At 61.4% G+C, this 16,566-nt stretch carries 15 protein-coding genes; 4 read left to right on the plus strand and 11 right to left on the minus strand.

Annotated features, from left to right (window positions below):
- Positions 1-85: 85 nt before the first annotated feature.
- The 5 genes from V4529_07215 to V4529_07235 all read right to left on the minus strand — a co-directional run bounded on the left by V4529_07215 (position 86) and on the right by V4529_07235 (position 5,634).
- Entirely contained in the window at positions 86-2,830 is a 2,745-nt protein-coding gene (locus V4529_07215) for a 2-oxoglutarate dehydrogenase E1 component (GenBank protein MES2358119.1), read from the minus strand.
- Positions 2,831-2,877: 47 nt separating this feature from the next.
- Positions 2,878-3,336, minus strand: a complete 459-nt coding sequence (locus V4529_07220) for a hypothetical protein (GenBank protein ID MES2358120.1) — start codon at positions 3,334-3,336, stop codon at positions 2,878-2,880.
- 136 nt (positions 3,337-3,472) lie between these two features.
- Positions 3,473-3,919 carry a YMGG-like glycine zipper-containing protein gene (locus tag V4529_07225; protein MES2358121.1) on the minus strand — a complete coding sequence of 149 codons (447 nt, stop codon included), beginning with the start codon at positions 3,917-3,919 and terminating at the stop codon, positions 3,473-3,475.
- A gap of 94 nt (positions 3,920-4,013) precedes the next feature.
- Positions 4,014-4,481 (minus strand): MOSC domain-containing protein, encoded by a 468-nt coding sequence (locus V4529_07230; protein ID MES2358122.1) that lies wholly within the window; start codon positions 4,479-4,481, stop codon positions 4,014-4,016.
- Complete coding sequence (locus V4529_07235; protein MES2358123.1) at positions 4,474-5,634, minus strand: class I SAM-dependent RNA methyltransferase; 1,161 nt, start codon at positions 5,632-5,634, stop codon at positions 4,474-4,476. Before V4529_07235 ends, V4529_07230 begins: the two co-directional genes overlap by 8 nt.
- Positions 5,635-5,679: 45 nt before the next feature.
- On the opposite strand from V4529_07235, the gene mprF reads away from it, so the two are divergent.
- The 4 genes from mprF to V4529_07255 all read left to right on the plus strand — a co-directional run bounded on the left by mprF (position 5,680) and on the right by V4529_07255 (position 11,936).
- The gene (gene mprF, locus V4529_07240) at positions 5,680-7,407 is read left to right on the plus strand and encodes a bifunctional lysylphosphatidylglycerol flippase/synthetase MprF (protein ID MES2358124.1); all 1,728 of its coding nucleotides are present in this window, start codon (positions 5,680-5,682) and stop codon (positions 7,405-7,407) included.
- Between the two features lie 2 nt (positions 7,408-7,409).
- Positions 7,410-9,353, plus strand: a complete 1,944-nt coding sequence (locus tag V4529_07245; GenBank protein ID MES2358125.1) for a glycosyltransferase family 39 protein — start codon at positions 7,410-7,412, stop codon at positions 9,351-9,353.
- A 96-nt stretch (positions 9,354-9,449) separates the two neighbouring features.
- Positions 9,450-10,952 (plus strand): ATP-dependent DNA helicase RecQ, encoded by a 1,503-nt coding sequence (locus V4529_07250; GenBank protein ID MES2358126.1) that lies wholly within the window; start codon positions 9,450-9,452, stop codon positions 10,950-10,952.
- Positions 10,953-10,991: 39 nt separating this feature from the next.
- On the plus strand, positions 10,992-11,936 hold the full coding sequence (locus V4529_07255; protein MES2358127.1) for a mechanosensitive ion channel family protein: 945 nt from the start codon (positions 10,992-10,994) through the stop codon (positions 11,934-11,936).
- Position 11,937: 1 nt separating this feature from the next.
- Here the strand turns inward: V4529_07255 and V4529_07260 are convergent, their stop codons facing one another.
- From V4529_07260 to V4529_07285, 6 genes are all read right to left on the minus strand, one after another.
- On the minus strand, positions 11,938-12,426 hold the full coding sequence (locus tag V4529_07260; GenBank protein ID MES2358128.1) for a SufE family protein: 489 nt from the start codon (positions 12,424-12,426) through the stop codon (positions 11,938-11,940).
- Positions 12,427-12,428: 2 nt separating this feature from the next.
- Positions 12,429-13,700: a hypothetical protein gene (locus V4529_07265; protein MES2358129.1), complete on the minus strand. Its 1,272-nt coding sequence runs from the start codon at positions 13,698-13,700 to the stop codon at positions 12,429-12,431.
- Positions 13,701-13,760: 60 nt separating this feature from the next.
- Positions 13,761-14,417: a hypothetical protein gene (locus tag V4529_07270; GenBank protein MES2358130.1), complete on the minus strand. Its 657-nt coding sequence runs from the start codon at positions 14,415-14,417 to the stop codon at positions 13,761-13,763.
- 86 nt (positions 14,418-14,503) lie between these two features.
- Entirely contained in the window at positions 14,504-14,935 is a 432-nt protein-coding gene (locus V4529_07275; GenBank protein ID MES2358131.1) for a hypothetical protein, read from the minus strand.
- Between the two features lie 246 nt (positions 14,936-15,181).
- On the minus strand, positions 15,182-15,682 hold the full coding sequence (locus V4529_07280) for a hypothetical protein (protein ID MES2358132.1): 501 nt from the start codon (positions 15,680-15,682) through the stop codon (positions 15,182-15,184).
- Positions 15,683-15,751: 69 nt separating this feature from the next.
- Positions 15,752-16,516, minus strand: coding sequence for a response regulator (locus V4529_07285; GenBank protein MES2358133.1), 765 nt, complete (start codon positions 16,514-16,516; stop codon positions 15,752-15,754).
- Positions 16,517-16,566: the final 50 nt, after the last annotated feature.

A 16,566-nucleotide genomic window follows, 5' to 3' on the forward strand; every position in this document is an offset into this window, starting at 1 on the left:
AACATTACACCGAGCGCTGTTGCCAGCGTGGCAACGGCTCGTACGGAAAACCCCGTCCAATGCCTTTCGGCGGTGGTCACCCCGCTCAACGGGCTGATGCCCGCGCGCGCCCACTCTGCGCAGGCCGGGGAAGCGTGAATACTTCCGACACTATCCGCTCCTGTTCAATTTTGTGTGGCCCGGCATAGCCCTCGGCCGGACTGGCGCGCTCTGCCCGCCCGATGTAACGGACCGTTATTGCATTCCCCGTCGAGACTCTGAGGCGCGGCCAGACAAAGGTCCACGCTCCCATGTTCTTCGGCTCTTCCTGCGCCCAGACAACATCCTCGATCGCCGGATACGAATCCACGATTCGTGCAACGTCCTCGTGCGGCCAGGGATACAACTCTTCCACGCGCACGAGCGCAACACCATCTCCGCCATCGCGCTTCCGCTTCTCGACCAGATCGTAATAGATCTTGCCTGTGCAGAATACGATGCGTTTCACGCTCTCGCGCTCGTTCGACATCGACGCATCGTCGATTACCGTCTGGAACGTGCCGGACGCGAGATCGGTCAACTTCGACGCCGCTTCGGGCGAACGAAGCAGGCTCTTCGGCTGCATCAGAATGAGCGGCCGTCGCTCGGTATCACGCGCCTGGCGTCGCAGGATGTGAAAGTACTGCGCCGGCGTCGATGGATACGCCACACGCATGTTGCCTTCGGCGCACAACTGCAGATAGCGCTCGAGTCTCGCGCTCGAATGCTCCGGGCCCTGACCTTCATAGCCGTGCGGCAGCAGAACCGTGATGGATGAATCCTGCCCCCACTTCGCGCGCCCCGATGCGATGAACTGGTCGAACATGATCTGCGCAACGTTGGCGAAGTCGCCGTATTGCGCTTCCCAGATTACCAGCGTTTCGCTGGCGGTCACGCTGAAACCGTACTCGAAGCCGAGAACCGCGGTCTCGGACAACGGAGAATTGTAGACGTCGATCGTGCCCTTGGCGGAATCGATGTGCTTCAACGGCGCGTACGTCACGCCCGACGATGCATCGTGCAACACGTCCTGCCGATGCGAGAACGTACCGCGCTCCACATCCTGGCCACTCATCCGCACCGATGTTCCGTCGATCAGCAACGAGCCGAGCGCGAGCGATTCCGCATGCCCCCAATCGATTCCGCCAGCATCGCCCATCGCATCACGACGCCGCGCGAGCGTACGCGCCACACGGCTGTTCGGCTTGAAATCCTCCGGCCAGCGAAGCAACGCCTCGTTCAGCGATTGCAGCACAGCTGCGTTCACCGCCGTGTCGATCGTGTGCGGAGCCGGTGGCGATTCACGTGTGTCCTCGTGTTCCGGCAACGGACGCGCGCTACGCTGAATCTCTTCCAGCTTCGACATGATGCCGCGCTCGACAGATTGCATCTCCTCGGCCGTTATCACCCCTTCGGCTACGAGTCGCTCGCCCCATACCTCGCGCGGAGTCTTGTGCGCCCGAATCTTTGCATACAGAAGGGGCTGCGTGAACGCGGGCTCGTCGGTCTCGTTGTGGCCGTGCCGCCGGTAGCTCACAAGATCGATCAACACGTCCTTGTTGAACGTCGCGCGATACGCCATCGCCAGACGCACAGCCTGTACGCACGCGAGTGCATCGTCGCCGTTCACGTGCATGATCGGTATGTCGTAACCCTTGGCCGGATCGCTCGCGTACCGCGTGGAGCGTCCATCTCGTGGATCTACCGTGAATCCGATCTGGTTGTTGACGATGATGTGGACCGTACCACCAGTACGGAATCCGTCCAGCATCGACAGGTTCATCGTCTCGGCGACGATTCCTTCGCCTGTAAATGCGGCATCCCCGTGTACGCATACGGGAATCACCGCAGATTCGTCGTGCGTTCCATCGGCCGCGCTCTGCTTGGCGCGCGCTACACCCTCGAGCACCGCGTTCACGAACTCGAGATGACTTGGATTCGGGACCAGCGTGAGCGCGATGTGGCGCCCGGCGATCGCACGCGTGCCATCCGCTCCTTGATGATACTTCACGTCACCGCTCGTATCGACCGCGCCGCTGGGATGCTTGTCCTCGAACTCGTCGAAGATGGTCGCATATGACTTGCCGAGCACGTGCGTCAGTACGTTGATGCGACCGCGATGTGCCATCGACATTGCGACTTCGCGTGCGCCGCTCAGTGCGGAAAGCGCGATGATCTCATCCAGCATCACCACCAGCGCGTCGCTGCCCTCTATCGAGAAACGCTTGTAGCCCTGGTATGCGCGGCCCAGAAAACGCTCGAGCGCATCGACTTCCGTAAGCCGCCCGAGGACTGCCTTTTTCTCATCGACCGTGAGATCCTGGTGATAAGTACCGCCCTCGACGGCATTACGCAGCCACTGACGCTCCTTGAAGGAGCCGAGATGCTCGAACTCGAAGCCAGTCGTCGATGAATACAGCGAGCGCAGACGCGCCGTGGCGGCGGCAGCCGTAGCGTCCGGCATTCCCACCACGCTACCTGGAATCGATGTGAGCAGCGCCTCCGTCACACCGTGACTCTCGGGGCTCAGCTCCGGTGATCCCGGGGGTGCGCTCCCCAGTGGATCTACCGCGACCGCGAGATGCCCGTATGCACGAATCGCGTCGAGCAGCGCCGCAGCACCGGCTGCCGCACGAAGTGCGTCCGAGCCGATCGCCGTCTGACCGAGGGAACCCATTCCGCCAATCCCTTCGGCGAAACGGAAGAATTGGCGCCAGGACTCATCTACCGACGCAGGATCGCGCTTGTATGCGTCGTAAACTTCGGCTATGTAGCCGTCGTTGAAGACGCTCGTTATGGCTTCGCTACTCATGGCTCTCAATTTAACCCTTTCTTGCGGCGCTTTTCGCGCACTCCGAATCAGCGCGGAGCGTCCGCCGAAAGGGATTCGGAACGGGTGCCAGTGAAGGTCGGCGCACCCGGCGTGTAGCGTGGACGCGCAGCTGCCGCTCGTACCAGCTTGAGCGCGTTCGCCGAATCCAGCGTGGGAAGATAAAGGAATCCCGCGATTCCGTTGCAGTCCAGCGGCACCAGCTCGTTGGATCTGCGCGTGAGACTCACGGCAACGATGGGCGTCTTGCGCAGCACCTCGTCGCACTCCCACTCGTCCAGCGGCTGCGTCGTCAACAACTCGTACTCGCATACCACGACGTCAGGTGCGCATGAACGCGTGGATTCCACCACGCCCTGCACTCCCACGACACCGACTGTGCAGACTTCATCGCTCTCGAAGAATCGAGCAATGTGGCCTGCGAGATATTCGTGACGCGCTACGCAGACGACGTACAATGGACTCAAGATTTCGGCCTCTGTAGGCACTCTACAGAATGATGCCGCGCGAGCGCCCGCTCCGAAAGTGGGGGCGCGTAACGGCAGTGTCGAGAATAGGCTGCAAAAAGAAGAGGGCGGCTGAAAGCCGCCCTCCAACCGGTCGAGCCGGAAAGGCGACCCCAGTTTACGGCCGGTTTGGTACCTTCTTCTTGTCCACGTTGTTCCCGATCACCGCACCCAGTATTCCGCCGGCTGCGGCCCCTATTACTCCACCCTTCACCTTGTTCTTGCTCGTCACCGCACCGATGATCGCGCCGGCCCCAGCGCCGATCGCGGCGTCGCGGTTGGTGTTCTTCTCGATGTGCGTGCCAGACGACCGAGCGGCCGAACTGCCGCTGCTGCCCTCGTAAACATGATGAACCACGGTCCTATGCGTCACGGGCGCCGTCGCGGTCTGCTGAGTAGCCAGAGAATTGGTGCGGGAACGCTCGAGTGCCGAAACGCTGTCGGCCGGAGTCATTGGGTGTGCCTGCGAGGCAAGCGACAGGTCGCTGTTCAGAGCGTCGTCAACTTTTTTGGAGTCGTTGCCCTTGCACCCGAAGGCGAGGACGACCAGCGGCAAGATTGCCAAACGAGAGAAGGACTTCATAAAATTCTGACTCCTGCATCAATTTGCGGCGGCATGATTGCCGTACGCGGCCCAAAAGGGGCAGGGACTGTGCCATTCAACATGGAACAACCACAACCAGGTCCCCTAAACTAACCACTCCCCCCATCACGACCTTACCATACACTCGGCTCCAACCAGGGTTCGCCTTCTGGGAGATTCGCGTGAAACGTCCGTTTACGAACGAGTCCCGGATGGTCTTGCACGGTGACGTATAATCGGTCAACTGGACCACCGCGCTACCAACCCTGACCCGCGCTCCGGGTATCATCTCTGCCCAGTCCAGGCCGGTGATTGTGAGATTCTCTCCTGCGGAGCCCGGGAAGATCGGGTGTCCCTCCCGGCGAAGCGCCTCGATGAGCTCCGTCGCATAGATGCACACCGCGCGCTCCGGCCCACCGTGAGATTCAACATCGTCGTGACCGTCCCCGACAAAGCCGTAGGCGCCGAGCTCAGCACTCCGCACGGGCAACTTGGGCACGCCGCCTCGCGAGATATTCAGCGATACCACGGTTCCCTCACTCATTTGGCGCCCTGCCTCGCAGAAATCTTATCCCGATCCCACCGTTCTTTGCCTCGAACACTTGTTCGAGAGGTATCCCAAGCTGCCGATCGAGTTCGGTAGAAGCCGATAGAATCCCCAGCTTCCAGCCTGCGAACGACGTCTGCATCATCGATCCAAGTCGCGCGTAAAGGTTTCGAACATCCGTTCCAACACGTACTCCATAAGGCGGATTGGTGATGAGCCACCCTGTTCGCTCGTCACTCGGGCTCGTTGCGGACAGTGGCTGTTGCACGATCTGGACGTCGCCACCCACTTCGGCACGCACTGCGTTCGACATGGCGGCCTCTATGGCCCCAGCGTCGCGATCTGAAGCGACTATGCTTGCCGGGGCCGCATCTGCCACGCCGGCCTGCGCCTCGTCGCGGAGGGCCGCCCAGCCCGCACGATCGAAGCCGGGCCATCGCTCGAATCGGAATTCCCGATTCATGCCGGGCGCCATGTTTCGGGCAATCAGGGCGGCCTCGATCGGGATGGTCCCCGACCCGCACAGCGGATCGACCAACGGCTCCCCGCGACTCCATCTGCTCGACAGCAGCATCGCCGCGGCCAGGGTCTCCCGCATGGGCGCCTTGGCGGTCGCCTGGCGATAGCCGCGCTTGTGCAGCAGTGTCCCCGTGCTGTCGGCGCTCACCGTGACAGTGTCATGGTCGATCCGCACGATGAATAGCTGCTCCCCGGGATTCGCTTCGTGGGAGATCGGATCCTGTTCATCGGCTTCCGCATTTCCGGCGAACGTACATCCTGTTTCCGCAGCGACGCTTTCGCCCAGTCTTTGCGCCACCGCATCGCTGTGATACAGAGCCGACTTGTGACAGGTCACCCTGAATCGGGCACGGTCTCGCGCACGAACGAAGCGTCCCCACGGCACTGCCTTTGCCCGCCGCTCCAGCTCCGCGAAGGACCCGGCATGAAATCTGGAAACGCGTATCAGCACCCGGGTGGCTGTGCGCAGCCACAGATTGGCACGGTACAGATCCAGTATCGTGCCGCGCCATGCAACACCACCGTGCATTTCACTGCCGGAAGTCATGCCAAGGGCAGCAAGCTCCGAAGCCGTGATGTGCTCCAGTCCCGGCGCGGTGACCAAATAGAGATCGGAAGATGAATCAGCCATATATTTTCGCTTCGTGACATTACGCATCCCCGCCCGCGAGTAACAGTGCCACCCGTAACTTCCACCCGCCATCATTACGTACTTGGCATTACGGTCGCTCTTGCTGCAGGCTACCTCGGCATCGCGCTCTTCCGGCACTCGGCTCCGATTCAGCGGTTGCGACGCCTGGGCGGCGATCGCACGGCGGCAATCGTTCCGCGCATGCTCGCGATATTCACCTTCGTCGCTGGAGCGCTCCTGCTGTTCTCGGGCGCCACGCCTGCGATCGCTGGGCGATTGCGATGGTTGAGCATGTGGATTCCGCTCCCGGTCGTCGAGCTGTCCCACTTCATGGACAACCTCGCGGGCGTGACGCTGCTCATCCTGGCACGCGGTGTCGAGCGGCGGCTGGACGTCGCGTACCACCTCACCATCGGGATGCTCGTCGCGGGCATCGTACTGTCGCTGCTCCGCGCACTGGACATAGAACAGGCACTCGTTCTCTCGTTGATGCTGGCCGCGTTTCTGCCAAGCCGAAAGTATTTCTATCGCCGCAGCTCGCTGATCGAAGAGCGTTTCTCTGCATCATGGATCGCGGCGATCCTGCTGGTAACGCTCGGCTCGATTGCGCTGGGTCTGCTGTCGTATGCCAACGTCGACATCTCGATCGCTACCTTCTTCCATTTCGCGAGACATGCGCAGGCTGCTCGCTTTCTACGCGCGAGCGCTGGTGTTCTCGCCACGCTGATGGTATTCGCGGCCCTGCGTCTGATGCGCACTGCACGCAAGCCAGCTCCGCGCCCGACCCAGGCAGATCTGCGCGACGCGCGCGCGATCGTTGCGAACTATCCGCAAGCGGCAGCGCAGCTCGCATTTCTGGGTGACAAGTCGTTCCTGTTCAATGAGCAGCGCACCGGGTTCATCATGTTCGGTGTGCACGGGCGTAGCTGGGTCTCGCTCGGCGATCCGATCTGCGTGGCTTCCGACGCGACGGAACTGATTCGCTCGTTCATACGGCTTGCAGATCAGAACGGCGGCTGGCCGGTATTCTACAAGGTTGCTCCGACACTCCTGTATCTGTACCTCGATCATGGGCTCAACGTCGTCAAGCTGGGCGAGGAGGCGCGCGTCTCGCTCGCGGACTTTTCTCTGGAAGGATCCAGCAGAAAGAATCTGCGACGCGTATGGCGCAAGATCACGGACGACGGATACAAGTTCGAGATCGTTCAGCCAGCCGACATACCACCCCTTCTTCCCGAGCTGCGCGCCGTCTCCGACGAATGGCTCAGACAGAAGCAGACACGGGAGAAATCGTTTTCGCTGGGTTCCTTCAGCGACGATTACGTAGCGCGCTACCCGCTTGCGGTCGCACGGAAGGACGGACGGATCGTTGCTTTCTCCAACGCCTGGCTTTCGGGAAGAAAAGAAGAGATCGAAGCTGATCTCATGCGCTACACCACGGATGCACCGCCTGGCATCATGCGCTTCGTTCTGATCGAGATGATGCTCTGGGCGCGCGGCGAGGGTTTCCGCTGGTTCAACCTCGGCATGGCATCGCTCAGCGGACTCAGCGTTCACCGCGGTGCACCGATCTGGAACCAGCTCGCCGTTGCCATACGCGGGTACGGGGAGCGATTCTACAACTTTCAGGGAATCAGGGAATTCAAGCAGTGGTTCCACCCCGAGTGGGATCCGATCTTCCTCGTAAGTGCCGGTGGTGCCGCGCGACCGGTCATTCTCGCCAACATCGCAGCGCTCGTCTCGGGCGACCTGCAGGGAGTCATTCAGAAGTAACGATGCGCAACGCAAAGCTCGCAATCGCTCTGATCGTCGTCGCGTCGATAGTACGTCTCGCGCTCGCCGCATTCATCCCGCTGCTTCCCGATGAGACGTACTACTGGGACTGGAGCCGGCGCATCGCGGCCGGGTATTTCGATCATCCACCAGCCGTCGCGCTTCTTATCCGCTCCGGCACCGCGATCTTCGGACAGACCGCGCTTGGTGTCCGGTTCGGCGCCATTCTCGCCGGCGCAATCGCCTCGATTGGGGTCGTCGTGATGGCATGGCGGCTGGGCGCCGAATCAAGTCGCGACGTCGTCGACGACGCTCGAGGAGCCACGCGTGCACTCGATGACCCCGGTGTCCGCGCGGCATTGCTGATGCTGGTGATACCTGGTGCTCTTGTCGGATTCGTACTTGCGACGCCGGACGCTCCTCTACTTGCTGCAATCGCACTTACGCTCGCGTCGCTCGAAAGAGCCATTGCATCGCCGCCAAAATCCGTTACGTCACTCGGTTGGTGGTGCGCAGCCGGCGTGATGCTCGGCGTTGCCTTCTGCTCGAAATTCACATCGGTATTGATTCCTGCTGGCGTGCTCGTCGCACTGCTATCGCGACGCGACCTGCGCACGCGACTGGCCGGACCAGGTCCATACCTCGCAACATTGCTCGCGCTGACCGTGCTGGCACCTACGCTGGTCTGGAATTCTCACAACGGCTGGATCTCCTTCGTATTCCAGCTGCATCACGGATTCACGCAGGCACGCGGCTCGACCCTCAGCCGGGAGGCCGGACTGATTGCCGGGCAGCTCGGAATCGTTTCACCAATCATAGCTGTGATGGCAGCGTTTGCCGTTGCGCGCAGTCTGCGTCGCATGGCTGACGAGCGGCGTTTCATGTTTGCGGTCATCGCAACCACTGTCGCTGCATTTTTTGTGGTCAGTGCCATCCGACGTCCAGTCGAGCCGAACTGGCCCGTTCCAGCCCTCGTCGCGGCGCTCCCCTTGCTCGCAACGATGCGGCTGCGCCGCGCCGCCCGCGCATGGCTGATCGCTGGTTCCGTGCTCGGTGCTGCATGTACACTGGTGGTGATCGCGCAGGCCGCCGCACGCGTGATCGATGTCCCGCCACGCAGGGATCCCATATCGAAAGCGTATGGTTGGCCCGATCTCGCACGCGCGGTGCAGAAGGCAGAGGTTGCGAACAGGAACTGCACGGCAACGTGGATCGCGGCTGACCGATATCAGGATGCGTCCGAGCTCGCGTTCAACCTGCCGGACAATCCGCGCGTCTTCTCGCTCAACCTCGGCGGCAGAGCCAATCAATACAATCTGTGGCCCAGCATTTATTCAGTCGCGCACCACACGGATTGCGCGATCATAGCCGTGGATGAGGGACCGGCTGGCGAACGCATAGTGCGAAAAATCGGCGCCGACAGTGCAGCACTGGTAGGTAATGCGATAATGAGCTGGCGCGGAACCCCGGTTGGACGGCGAGCAATCTGGCTCGTTCGCGGACTGCCCAACGTGCAACCGACCGAAGTTGCGCTCAGTCCCGCTGGCAGTGCTGCACTGGCAACAGCCACGGCGACCTTCGCTGCCCACAAGACGATCCTGGACTCCATAGTTGCCGTTTACCGACTGGCCCCTGTCCCGGACGTAGTTACCGCGACGGCGGCGACACCCATAACGAGCAAGGACCGGCGCGTTGCGATCTCGGCGCGGATCGACGCGCTTCACGGCCTGTTGCAGCGCGGCGAGTTCCGGGCAGTGTACAGAGACGCACGTTATCATGAGTGCACCTTCGTCAGATCGACCGAGCCGGACAGCACCGACGTCGGCTATGTCTACGCGCCGGACGGCTGCAAGCTGGCCACGGGTCTTGGCGATCGCGTATTGCGGATCGAGCACGCAGGGGGATCCTGGTTTTCATACGCCTCGCCGGAGCGCCGGCCCAACTGAAATGACCGCGAATTCACGCCGGGAGGTCCGGGATTGACTGAATGATCCCGGCATCGCCACTCTCGCGGAATGGATCCTGCCTTGCATGCGGATTGCATGACAGACAAGACCGCTGCGGCCGGCAAACGGCCCCGAGCCAGATCCCTGCTGTCCGAGAGATTCGGTCATCCAAATTTCCGACCCGGCCAGTGGGAACCGATCGACGCGCTCCTCTCCGGGCGCGACACACTCGTCGTAATGCCCACGGGCAGCGGCAAGTCCGTGATCTATCAACTCCCCGCCCTGTTGACGCCGGGCCTCACCCTTGTCGTAAGCCCGCTCATTGCGCTGATGAAAGATCAGCACGACAAGATGGACGCAATAGGCGTCGATTCGGTGTCGCTGCACTCGCATCTTTCGTCCGCAGAGAACAGAGAGGCGCGCCGCCAGATCGCGGACGGCGAGGGCGAGATCCTTTACGTCACGCCGGAGCGTTTCAAGGATCGTGATTTCTTCGAGCAGCTGCTTCAGCGCGAGATATCCCTCTTCGTCGTCGACGAAGCGCACTGCGTGTCGCAGTGGGGCCACGACTTCCGTCCGGATTACCTGACGCTTGGCTCGATAGCGCAACGTGTCGGCCGGCCACCAATCCTGGCACTTACGGCGACAGCGACGCAGATCGTCCGCGACGACATCATTCGCCAGCTCGGGATGCGCGATCCATATCTGACCGTCACCGGTTTCGCGCGGCCCAACCTTCGCTTTCAGGTGGTGCGCGCCGTCAACGACAATCTCAAGGATCGCATAGTCGAGAACCTCCTGAACGACACGCCCGGATCCGGCGTGATTTACGCCGCAACCGTCAAGGAGGCAGCCCGTCTGCACAAACAGCTGTCCGAAAAGTTTGCGGATCAGTTGCAGATTGGACTGTATCACGGCAAGATGGCCGCGGCAGAGCGCCGTGACACCCAGGACCGCTTCATGAGCGGTCAACTCAAAGCGATAGTGGCGACAAACGCATTCGGGCTCGGCGTCGACAAGCAGGATCTGCGTTTCGTGATTCACTACCACTTTCCCGGCTCCATCGAATCGTACTACCAGGAAGCCGGACGAGCTGGCCGCGATGGACAGCCGGCGACATGCACGCTTCTGTATCGCGTCGAGGACAGACGCATCCAGTCGTACTTCCTCGGTGGCAAGTATCCTGAGGTATCCGAAGCAGCGCGCGTGGCGATTGCACTCGAGAAATATCCTGCCGACGCGTCGGTATCGCTCGACGACCTCGTAGACGTGACCGAAGTCGCCACACGCAAGGTGAAGATCGTTCTCGCGCTGCTCAAGAAACACGGGCTGGCGCGCGAGCATCGAGGCAACCACTGGCAACGGCTTCGCGACAACCTCACGTCGATCGATCTCAGCGCGGATCTGACTGATTATGAGGAACGCCGCGCCAGAGATCAGGAACAGCTCAATACCATCATCCAGTTCTGCCAGACCACCGGCTGCCGGACCCGGTTCATCCTCGAGCACTTCGGGGAAGCCGTGGAGCCGGACTGGACCTGCGGCAATTGTGATGCCTGCGACCAGCTCGCGGAGTGGGAACGCCGTCGAACGGCGTAGCGACGCATCTTCGAGCCAAAGTGCTGTAATTTTATCGCCATGCAGATCTCGCCCGTCGTAATGCAACTGGTGCGGCGCACCCGCCTGCTCTTCATAATCTTCCTCACGGCGTGGCTCGTCCCGCAGTTCGTCGACTTCCCGCACAAATACGAAACGCGAATCGACCGCGCCCTGGAAGCAGTTGCAATCATCGCGTTGTTCCTGCAGGTCGGGATATGGATCAACGTTCTGGTCAACTACTGGTCCCGGTCGTACGTCCAGCGCCACGAGGGCAATCGCGCGGACGCAACGACGATTCAGGCGATCTCGGTTCTGATCAAGGTCACGCTGTGGATCATACTTGCGGTCATAACCCTCGAAGAGGGATTCCGGCAGAACGTCACTGCGCTGGTAGCCGGACTGGGCGTCGGTGGTATCGCGATCGCGTTTGCACTGCAGAACGTCCTCAGCGATATCTTTGCCGCAATGTCGATAGTCACCGACAAGCCGTTCGTGATCGGGGATTCGATTCAGGTCGATACGTTTTCGGGAAAGGTCGAACATATCGGACTCAAATCGACGCGCGTGCGCTCCGATACCGGCGAACAGATTGTCTTCGGCAACAGTGACCTGCTCAAGGGACGCATTCGCAATTTCGGGCGCATGGAGGAACGGCAGGCAGTCGTGGTGACCCGTGTCGCGGGTAGCACACCCGCTGACAAGCTCGCGCTCGTCCCGAAAATCATGCGGGAAGTAATCGAGAGCATTCCCAATACACGCTTCGTTCGCGCTGCAATGACCACGCTGAGCGACACCACCATCGACTTCACGTCCGTCTACTATCTCACGGACCCGGCGTACCAGGTCTACGTGGACTCGCAGCAAGCGGTAATGTTGGAGCTGATGCGCCGTCTATCGACTGAAGGCATCCTGCTCAGCGTCCAGCTCGAGGCCGCAGTCAAGGAGAAGACCGCCGGCCTCAAAGTCGCAGGAGCATCGACATAATTCAAACCGCTGGTGACTGCTGCTCCGATGCTGAAGCAGACGCTGAAGCAGCAGCCGCGGCGCGCTTGAGACGCGTCACCATTGCGTTCAGGCCGACCTCGCGCGCATTGAGACCCATCCCTTCCATGAGGATCGGCACGAAGTCATGCGGGATTGCGAGCGTGACTGACGGAGGTTGATCGTTCACCGCTGCGAATACGATGGCCAGGACAGCCGCCACCGTCGGTGACTGACGCACGTTGACGTCTGCGTAGAAGTGCATCTTCCCATCGTGCACTTCAGGAAATATGTCGACCCGCGTCTGACATTCCGGTACGATGAACGCTGCACGATCTACATCGGCGTACCGCGCCGGAACAGGCTCCAGCTTGCGCGAATACTGCACCAGCGCCTGCATCTTGTCTGCACGGTCCATCGCACGGAACCGTCGCAGCACCCGCCCGATCGCGTCCGGAAGATGTTCACCCGTCTGCCTGTCAGCCTCACCCAAGGTTATTTCCCCTCACCAATCCCGCTCTTTGAGACGAGCTGCGCCGCAAGCACTGTCTGGATCACGCTCGTGATATTGTTCGTAGCCCCGTCCGCCGCACTCGTGCCGTCACTCGAAATATTGATCAACCGCGCCTCGGCCAGCGCACTCGCGATCACCGGCGCGATCTGCGGCAACAACTCGATCTGACGATAACGGAAGTAGCTCTCGCCCCCTGCCTGAATCGCAGCGTTGACCTTGGCAATGCTCTCGGCATTCGCCGTGGCGACGCGAGTTATCCGAATTGCTTCAGCGTCGGCCGCTGCCTCTGCCTCGATCTTCACACGCTCGGCGTCTGCTCGCGCCTGCGCGATCTGCGTCGCCTCCAGCTCAGATGTACGCTGCACGGCAAGCGCATCCTGCTTGAGTGCTTCGGCCTGCGCGATGAGTGCGGCGTTGGACGCCTTGGTCTGCTCCAGCTCGCGCTGTTTGTCGGAGATCACGCGCTCCGCTTCGAGCTGGGCCTCCTTGGCGCGACGCGCCTGCTGCGCGGAAACGATATCGGCGTTCGCCTGCGCTTCCGCGGCCGACTGTCTGCGACGTGCATCGGCGACCTCGGATTGCACGACCTTGATGTTGAGCGAATTGAACCCGAGTCCGAGATCCGTCAGCTCTCGCGAACAAGCCTTGCGAATGATGACGGCCAGTGGATCGTCATCATCGTCCGCTACCTGAGCCGCGGATACCGACATCTGGTTTGCAGATGATGGAACCATCATCGCAGTGCTCGCCACCTCGGCCCCCGACTGCGATGCAATCGCGCGCGGAGCGGTCTTCGCGGAGAAGAGTTGATCGTGCGTGAGCAGATTGATCGCGCGACGCCCCGAGCTCGACAGCAGATCGGTGATCGTGCTCATCTGATCCGCCTCCGGCTTCGCGAAAAAGCGATTCGCAGCGGTCTTGATCATTGCATCCGTCTCCCCAACCGATACGATGGCACTCGCCAGCACGCGAACCTTGATAGGCTGCGGATGGCCGTTCTCATCCACGTCCGCGGTCTGGTCCGTGATGTCGAGATCGACGTTGATCACCTTGCTCGACAACGTGGTGCCCGTAGTCAGCAGCGGAATTTCCTTGGACTTCCCCGGACCGCGGTAGATCACCGTACCGCCGCCGGTCCAGCTTACCAACCGTATGGTGCCGGCTTCGACGTTGCGTAGAAATGAAGCGACGATCGTCGGAATCAGGATCAGAACGATGAATACGACGCCGACGATCAGAAGCAGTGATTCCATGGTCAGATGGTCCCTGTAAGTTGTTTGAGTTGCCGCATGTGCCAGTCGCGCGTTGTCTGTCTATCTGACGCCATGTCCGACATACGAAACCGTGCAACGACTGCGTGCGGCATCCACTTGTTCCACACGCAACACGTCACCAGCGCGAACCCGCACGCCGAGCGCGCGATCATCGTCGCGCAGCGTGCCGAGACATTGAACGATCTGGCCATCGACTTCGACGGCCACCAGTCCCTGTCCATTGTCGTCGAAACCGCTCGCTGCACGAGCCTCGCTCAGCAGGCTGCCTTCGAGCGTCGTTGCGGGATTGGATGCAAATCGAAAGAGAAAGCGCCACAGCGGCGCGACCAGCGCACGCTCGAACACGACGGCGCCAAGCAACGCGACGAAGAGCAGCACGACGCCGCTCAACAGCGGCCGTGCGACGACTCCCGTGAGACCAAAGCCCACCAGCAGGCTGAACAGAACCCGGGGAGATGCCAGCGACAGTAGCGTGGACTTTAATCCGCCCGCATGATGCGCCGCCGCGTGGGCCGGGAGGTGCGCGCCGGCGGCATGGCCGGTATGCATCACGCTGTCGCCGTGCGGCAGATGCCCCTGGCCGCCGGAATCATGGCCACCCGCACCTTCGTGCGATCCGGAATGCGCAAGGCCCGTCGCGGCCATCGCGACCAGGCCGGCACCGCCAAGCGCGAGCGCGAAGGTATAGGAATCCATGTCGTCCTACCTGAATATACGCGGCGCGAGGAACGGAGGGCGGCATCCGTTGCTCCGCCGCCCTCCGTCGCTACACTCTGCGGGCGTCACTTCGCGGGTGTGGTCCCGCCTACCATCGACGCGATGCGCGCTTCGAGCAAACCTGTAGTGGAGCAGACCACGGGAGCCGTCCCAAAGGCCATGGGTGTTGCAGTCGCCTGGATCAGAGTTGCGACCTCGGTGGCGTTCTCGGACGTCGGACTCAGACGCGACACCACACTCATGTTGATCGAGTACACGTCTGCGTTGGAACTGCCGCTGCCGCCGGATCCGCAGTCCAGAAATTGTGACAGACGCTGATTCGCCAGCGTATGACTCCGCTTCATCCCTTCGTTGCCAAGCACGTGCGCATCGGGCTGAACCGTCGTCAGTGGTATGCCGAGGTCGGAGTAAGCCTTCGCCAGGCGGGTCCATGCATCCGCGATCGGAACTTGCACGGTCGCCCTCTGGGCTACCTTGAATTGGGGGACGGTCGCCATGCGATCTCCGGTCTGCGTGTTGCTTTCCTGTATGGAAGGCCCGCTGGACACTCCGGCGCTGAGCGGTGCATTACCGGATGCACAGCTGGCCAGCAAGACAACCCCCGCAAACGACAACGACCTTGAGTAGCGTCGCGCTGATGGGTACATGGCGGTCTCCTCGATCCAAGGTGAATCGCAAATGTACGGCTCCATACCAAGGATTGGAACCACCGCGGCGCCCGATTGGCGCCGACCTGCGCCAGGCTAGACCGCTACCGGCAAGAGGGCTCGGTGCCAGGATTTAGCAGCATCGACCTCGAAGCGACCGCGCCACTCGCCAACGGTCTGCACGCTCAGGTCAAACACGCGGCTATCGCTTCCAATCATGCCGGCCTGTGCGCGCTCCGCAAAACCGGCGCGATCAGTGGCGTCTATGGAGCCATTCCGCGTCCGGAAGTAAACTCGGGAGTTTCCCAACAGCGAAGTGCCAAGGCGCATCTCGAGATCGCGAAGCACGCGAAACAACGCGTCCAGGGAACAGCCCGACGCATTCTCGTCACGCTGATCCACGGCTATTGCGAGAAATCGCCCGTCACGCCATTCTCGCGCAACGGTCAAGGGAGATCCGTGCGCGCGCCAGTCGCTCAGATAGTCGTCGATTGCGGAAAGGAGAACGGACTCCCGCTCCTTGGACAGCTCGTCCGCACTTCCAAACACCCAGACTCGCGCATCGTCGGGCAGAGAGGTGAACGCAACAAGAGGCATATCGCAATATAACCGCGGTATGCCTCTCTCCATCTCAAAAAAAACGCGTCAACCAACCGTCTGGCGAAGCTACATTCCGCTTGCGGCCATTGGTGTCGGAGCGTGCCCGGTGCCGCCAATCGGCGACGGAACTTCACCCTGCGACGCGCGGTTCTTGATGGCGTCGTCGAATGCCGCGAGCTCGATCACCATCGCGGCCCGCAGATGCTCGACTTCGTCCGCCGCGCCGTCGCCCTTCCACAACTTGTCGATCTGCTGCACGGTACGAATCGCGCCGACGTTGAGCGCGGCACCGCGAGCGCGGGTAACCACCGAGTTGAGCAACGGAACATCGGCGGGTCCGACCTGCGCCTGTGCCAGAGCGTCGTCCAGCTCGTGCAGAACCTGATTCGCGATGGCCAGCATCGGCTGGATCGTCCGGCTGTAGAAGCGCAGACGCTTGCTCATCTCGCGCCACGACTCCCAGCGCACCGGCGAGCGTTCCATGGCGCGATTGATGCGCCCCGCGAACGACTGGATTGCGATCGGTTTCTTCACGAAATCGATTGCGCCAAAACCGAGCGCTGCTTCCACCGTTTCGATATCCGCCTGAGCGGTGCAGCAGAGCACTGGAATGTCACGCAGATGAGGCATGCTGTGCTTCTGCTTCAGCAGATCCAGGCCATTCATGTCAGGCAGCATCATGTCGGCAATCACCATGTCGATCGGCTGCGTTCGGAGCTGCTGCAGAGCCTCGGCGCCAGTGTGCGCTTCGCAGTGCGCGTAACGCATACGCTTGAGCAACGCGGAGATGATGTGGCACGTGACGAGGTCGTCTTCGATGATCTGGATCATACTCCAATTATCGGCGTCTCGGGGCCGGACTGTAGAGGAGAACGTCCACC

This window comes from Gemmatimonadota bacterium, from assembly GCA_040388625.1.
Classification (GTDB): Bacteria; Gemmatimonadota; Gemmatimonadetes; order Gemmatimonadales; family Gemmatimonadaceae; genus Fen-1247.

Bases quoted from the DNA above. Each gene is read 5' to 3' on its own strand.
- V4529_07215 (MES2358119.1), bottom strand. From the start codon at position 2,830: ATGAGTAGCGAAGCCATAACGAGCGTCTTCAACGACGGCTACATAGCC.
- V4529_07230 (MES2358122.1), bottom strand. From the start codon at position 4,481: ATGAGTGAGGGAACCGTGGTATCGCTGAATATCTCGCGAGGCGGCGTG.
- V4529_07235 (MES2358123.1), bottom strand. From the start codon at position 5,634: ATGGCTGATTCATCTTCCGATCTCTATTTGGTCACCGCGCCGGGACTG.
- V4529_07245 (MES2358125.1), top strand. From the start codon at position 7,410: ATGCGCAACGCAAAGCTCGCAATCGCTCTGATCGTCGTCGCGTCGATA.
- V4529_07250 (MES2358126.1), top strand. From the start codon at position 9,450: ATGACAGACAAGACCGCTGCGGCCGGCAAACGGCCCCGAGCCAGATCC.
- V4529_07255 (MES2358127.1), top strand. From the start codon at position 10,992: ATGCAGATCTCGCCCGTCGTAATGCAACTGGTGCGGCGCACCCGCCTG.
- V4529_07265 (MES2358129.1), bottom strand. From the start codon at position 13,700: ATGGAATCACTGCTTCTGATCGTCGGCGTCGTATTCATCGTTCTGATC.
- V4529_07270 (MES2358130.1), bottom strand. From the start codon at position 14,417: ATGGATTCCTATACCTTCGCGCTCGCGCTTGGCGGTGCCGGCCTGGTC.
- V4529_07275 (MES2358131.1), bottom strand. From the start codon at position 14,935: ATGGCGACCGTCCCCCAATTCAAGGTAGCCCAGAGGGCGACCGTGCAA.
- V4529_07280 (MES2358132.1), bottom strand. From the start codon at position 15,682: ATGCCTCTTGTTGCGTTCACCTCTCTGCCCGACGATGCGCGAGTCTGG.
- V4529_07285 (MES2358133.1), bottom strand. From the start codon at position 16,516: ATGATCCAGATCATCGAAGACGACCTCGTCACGTGCCACATCATCTCC.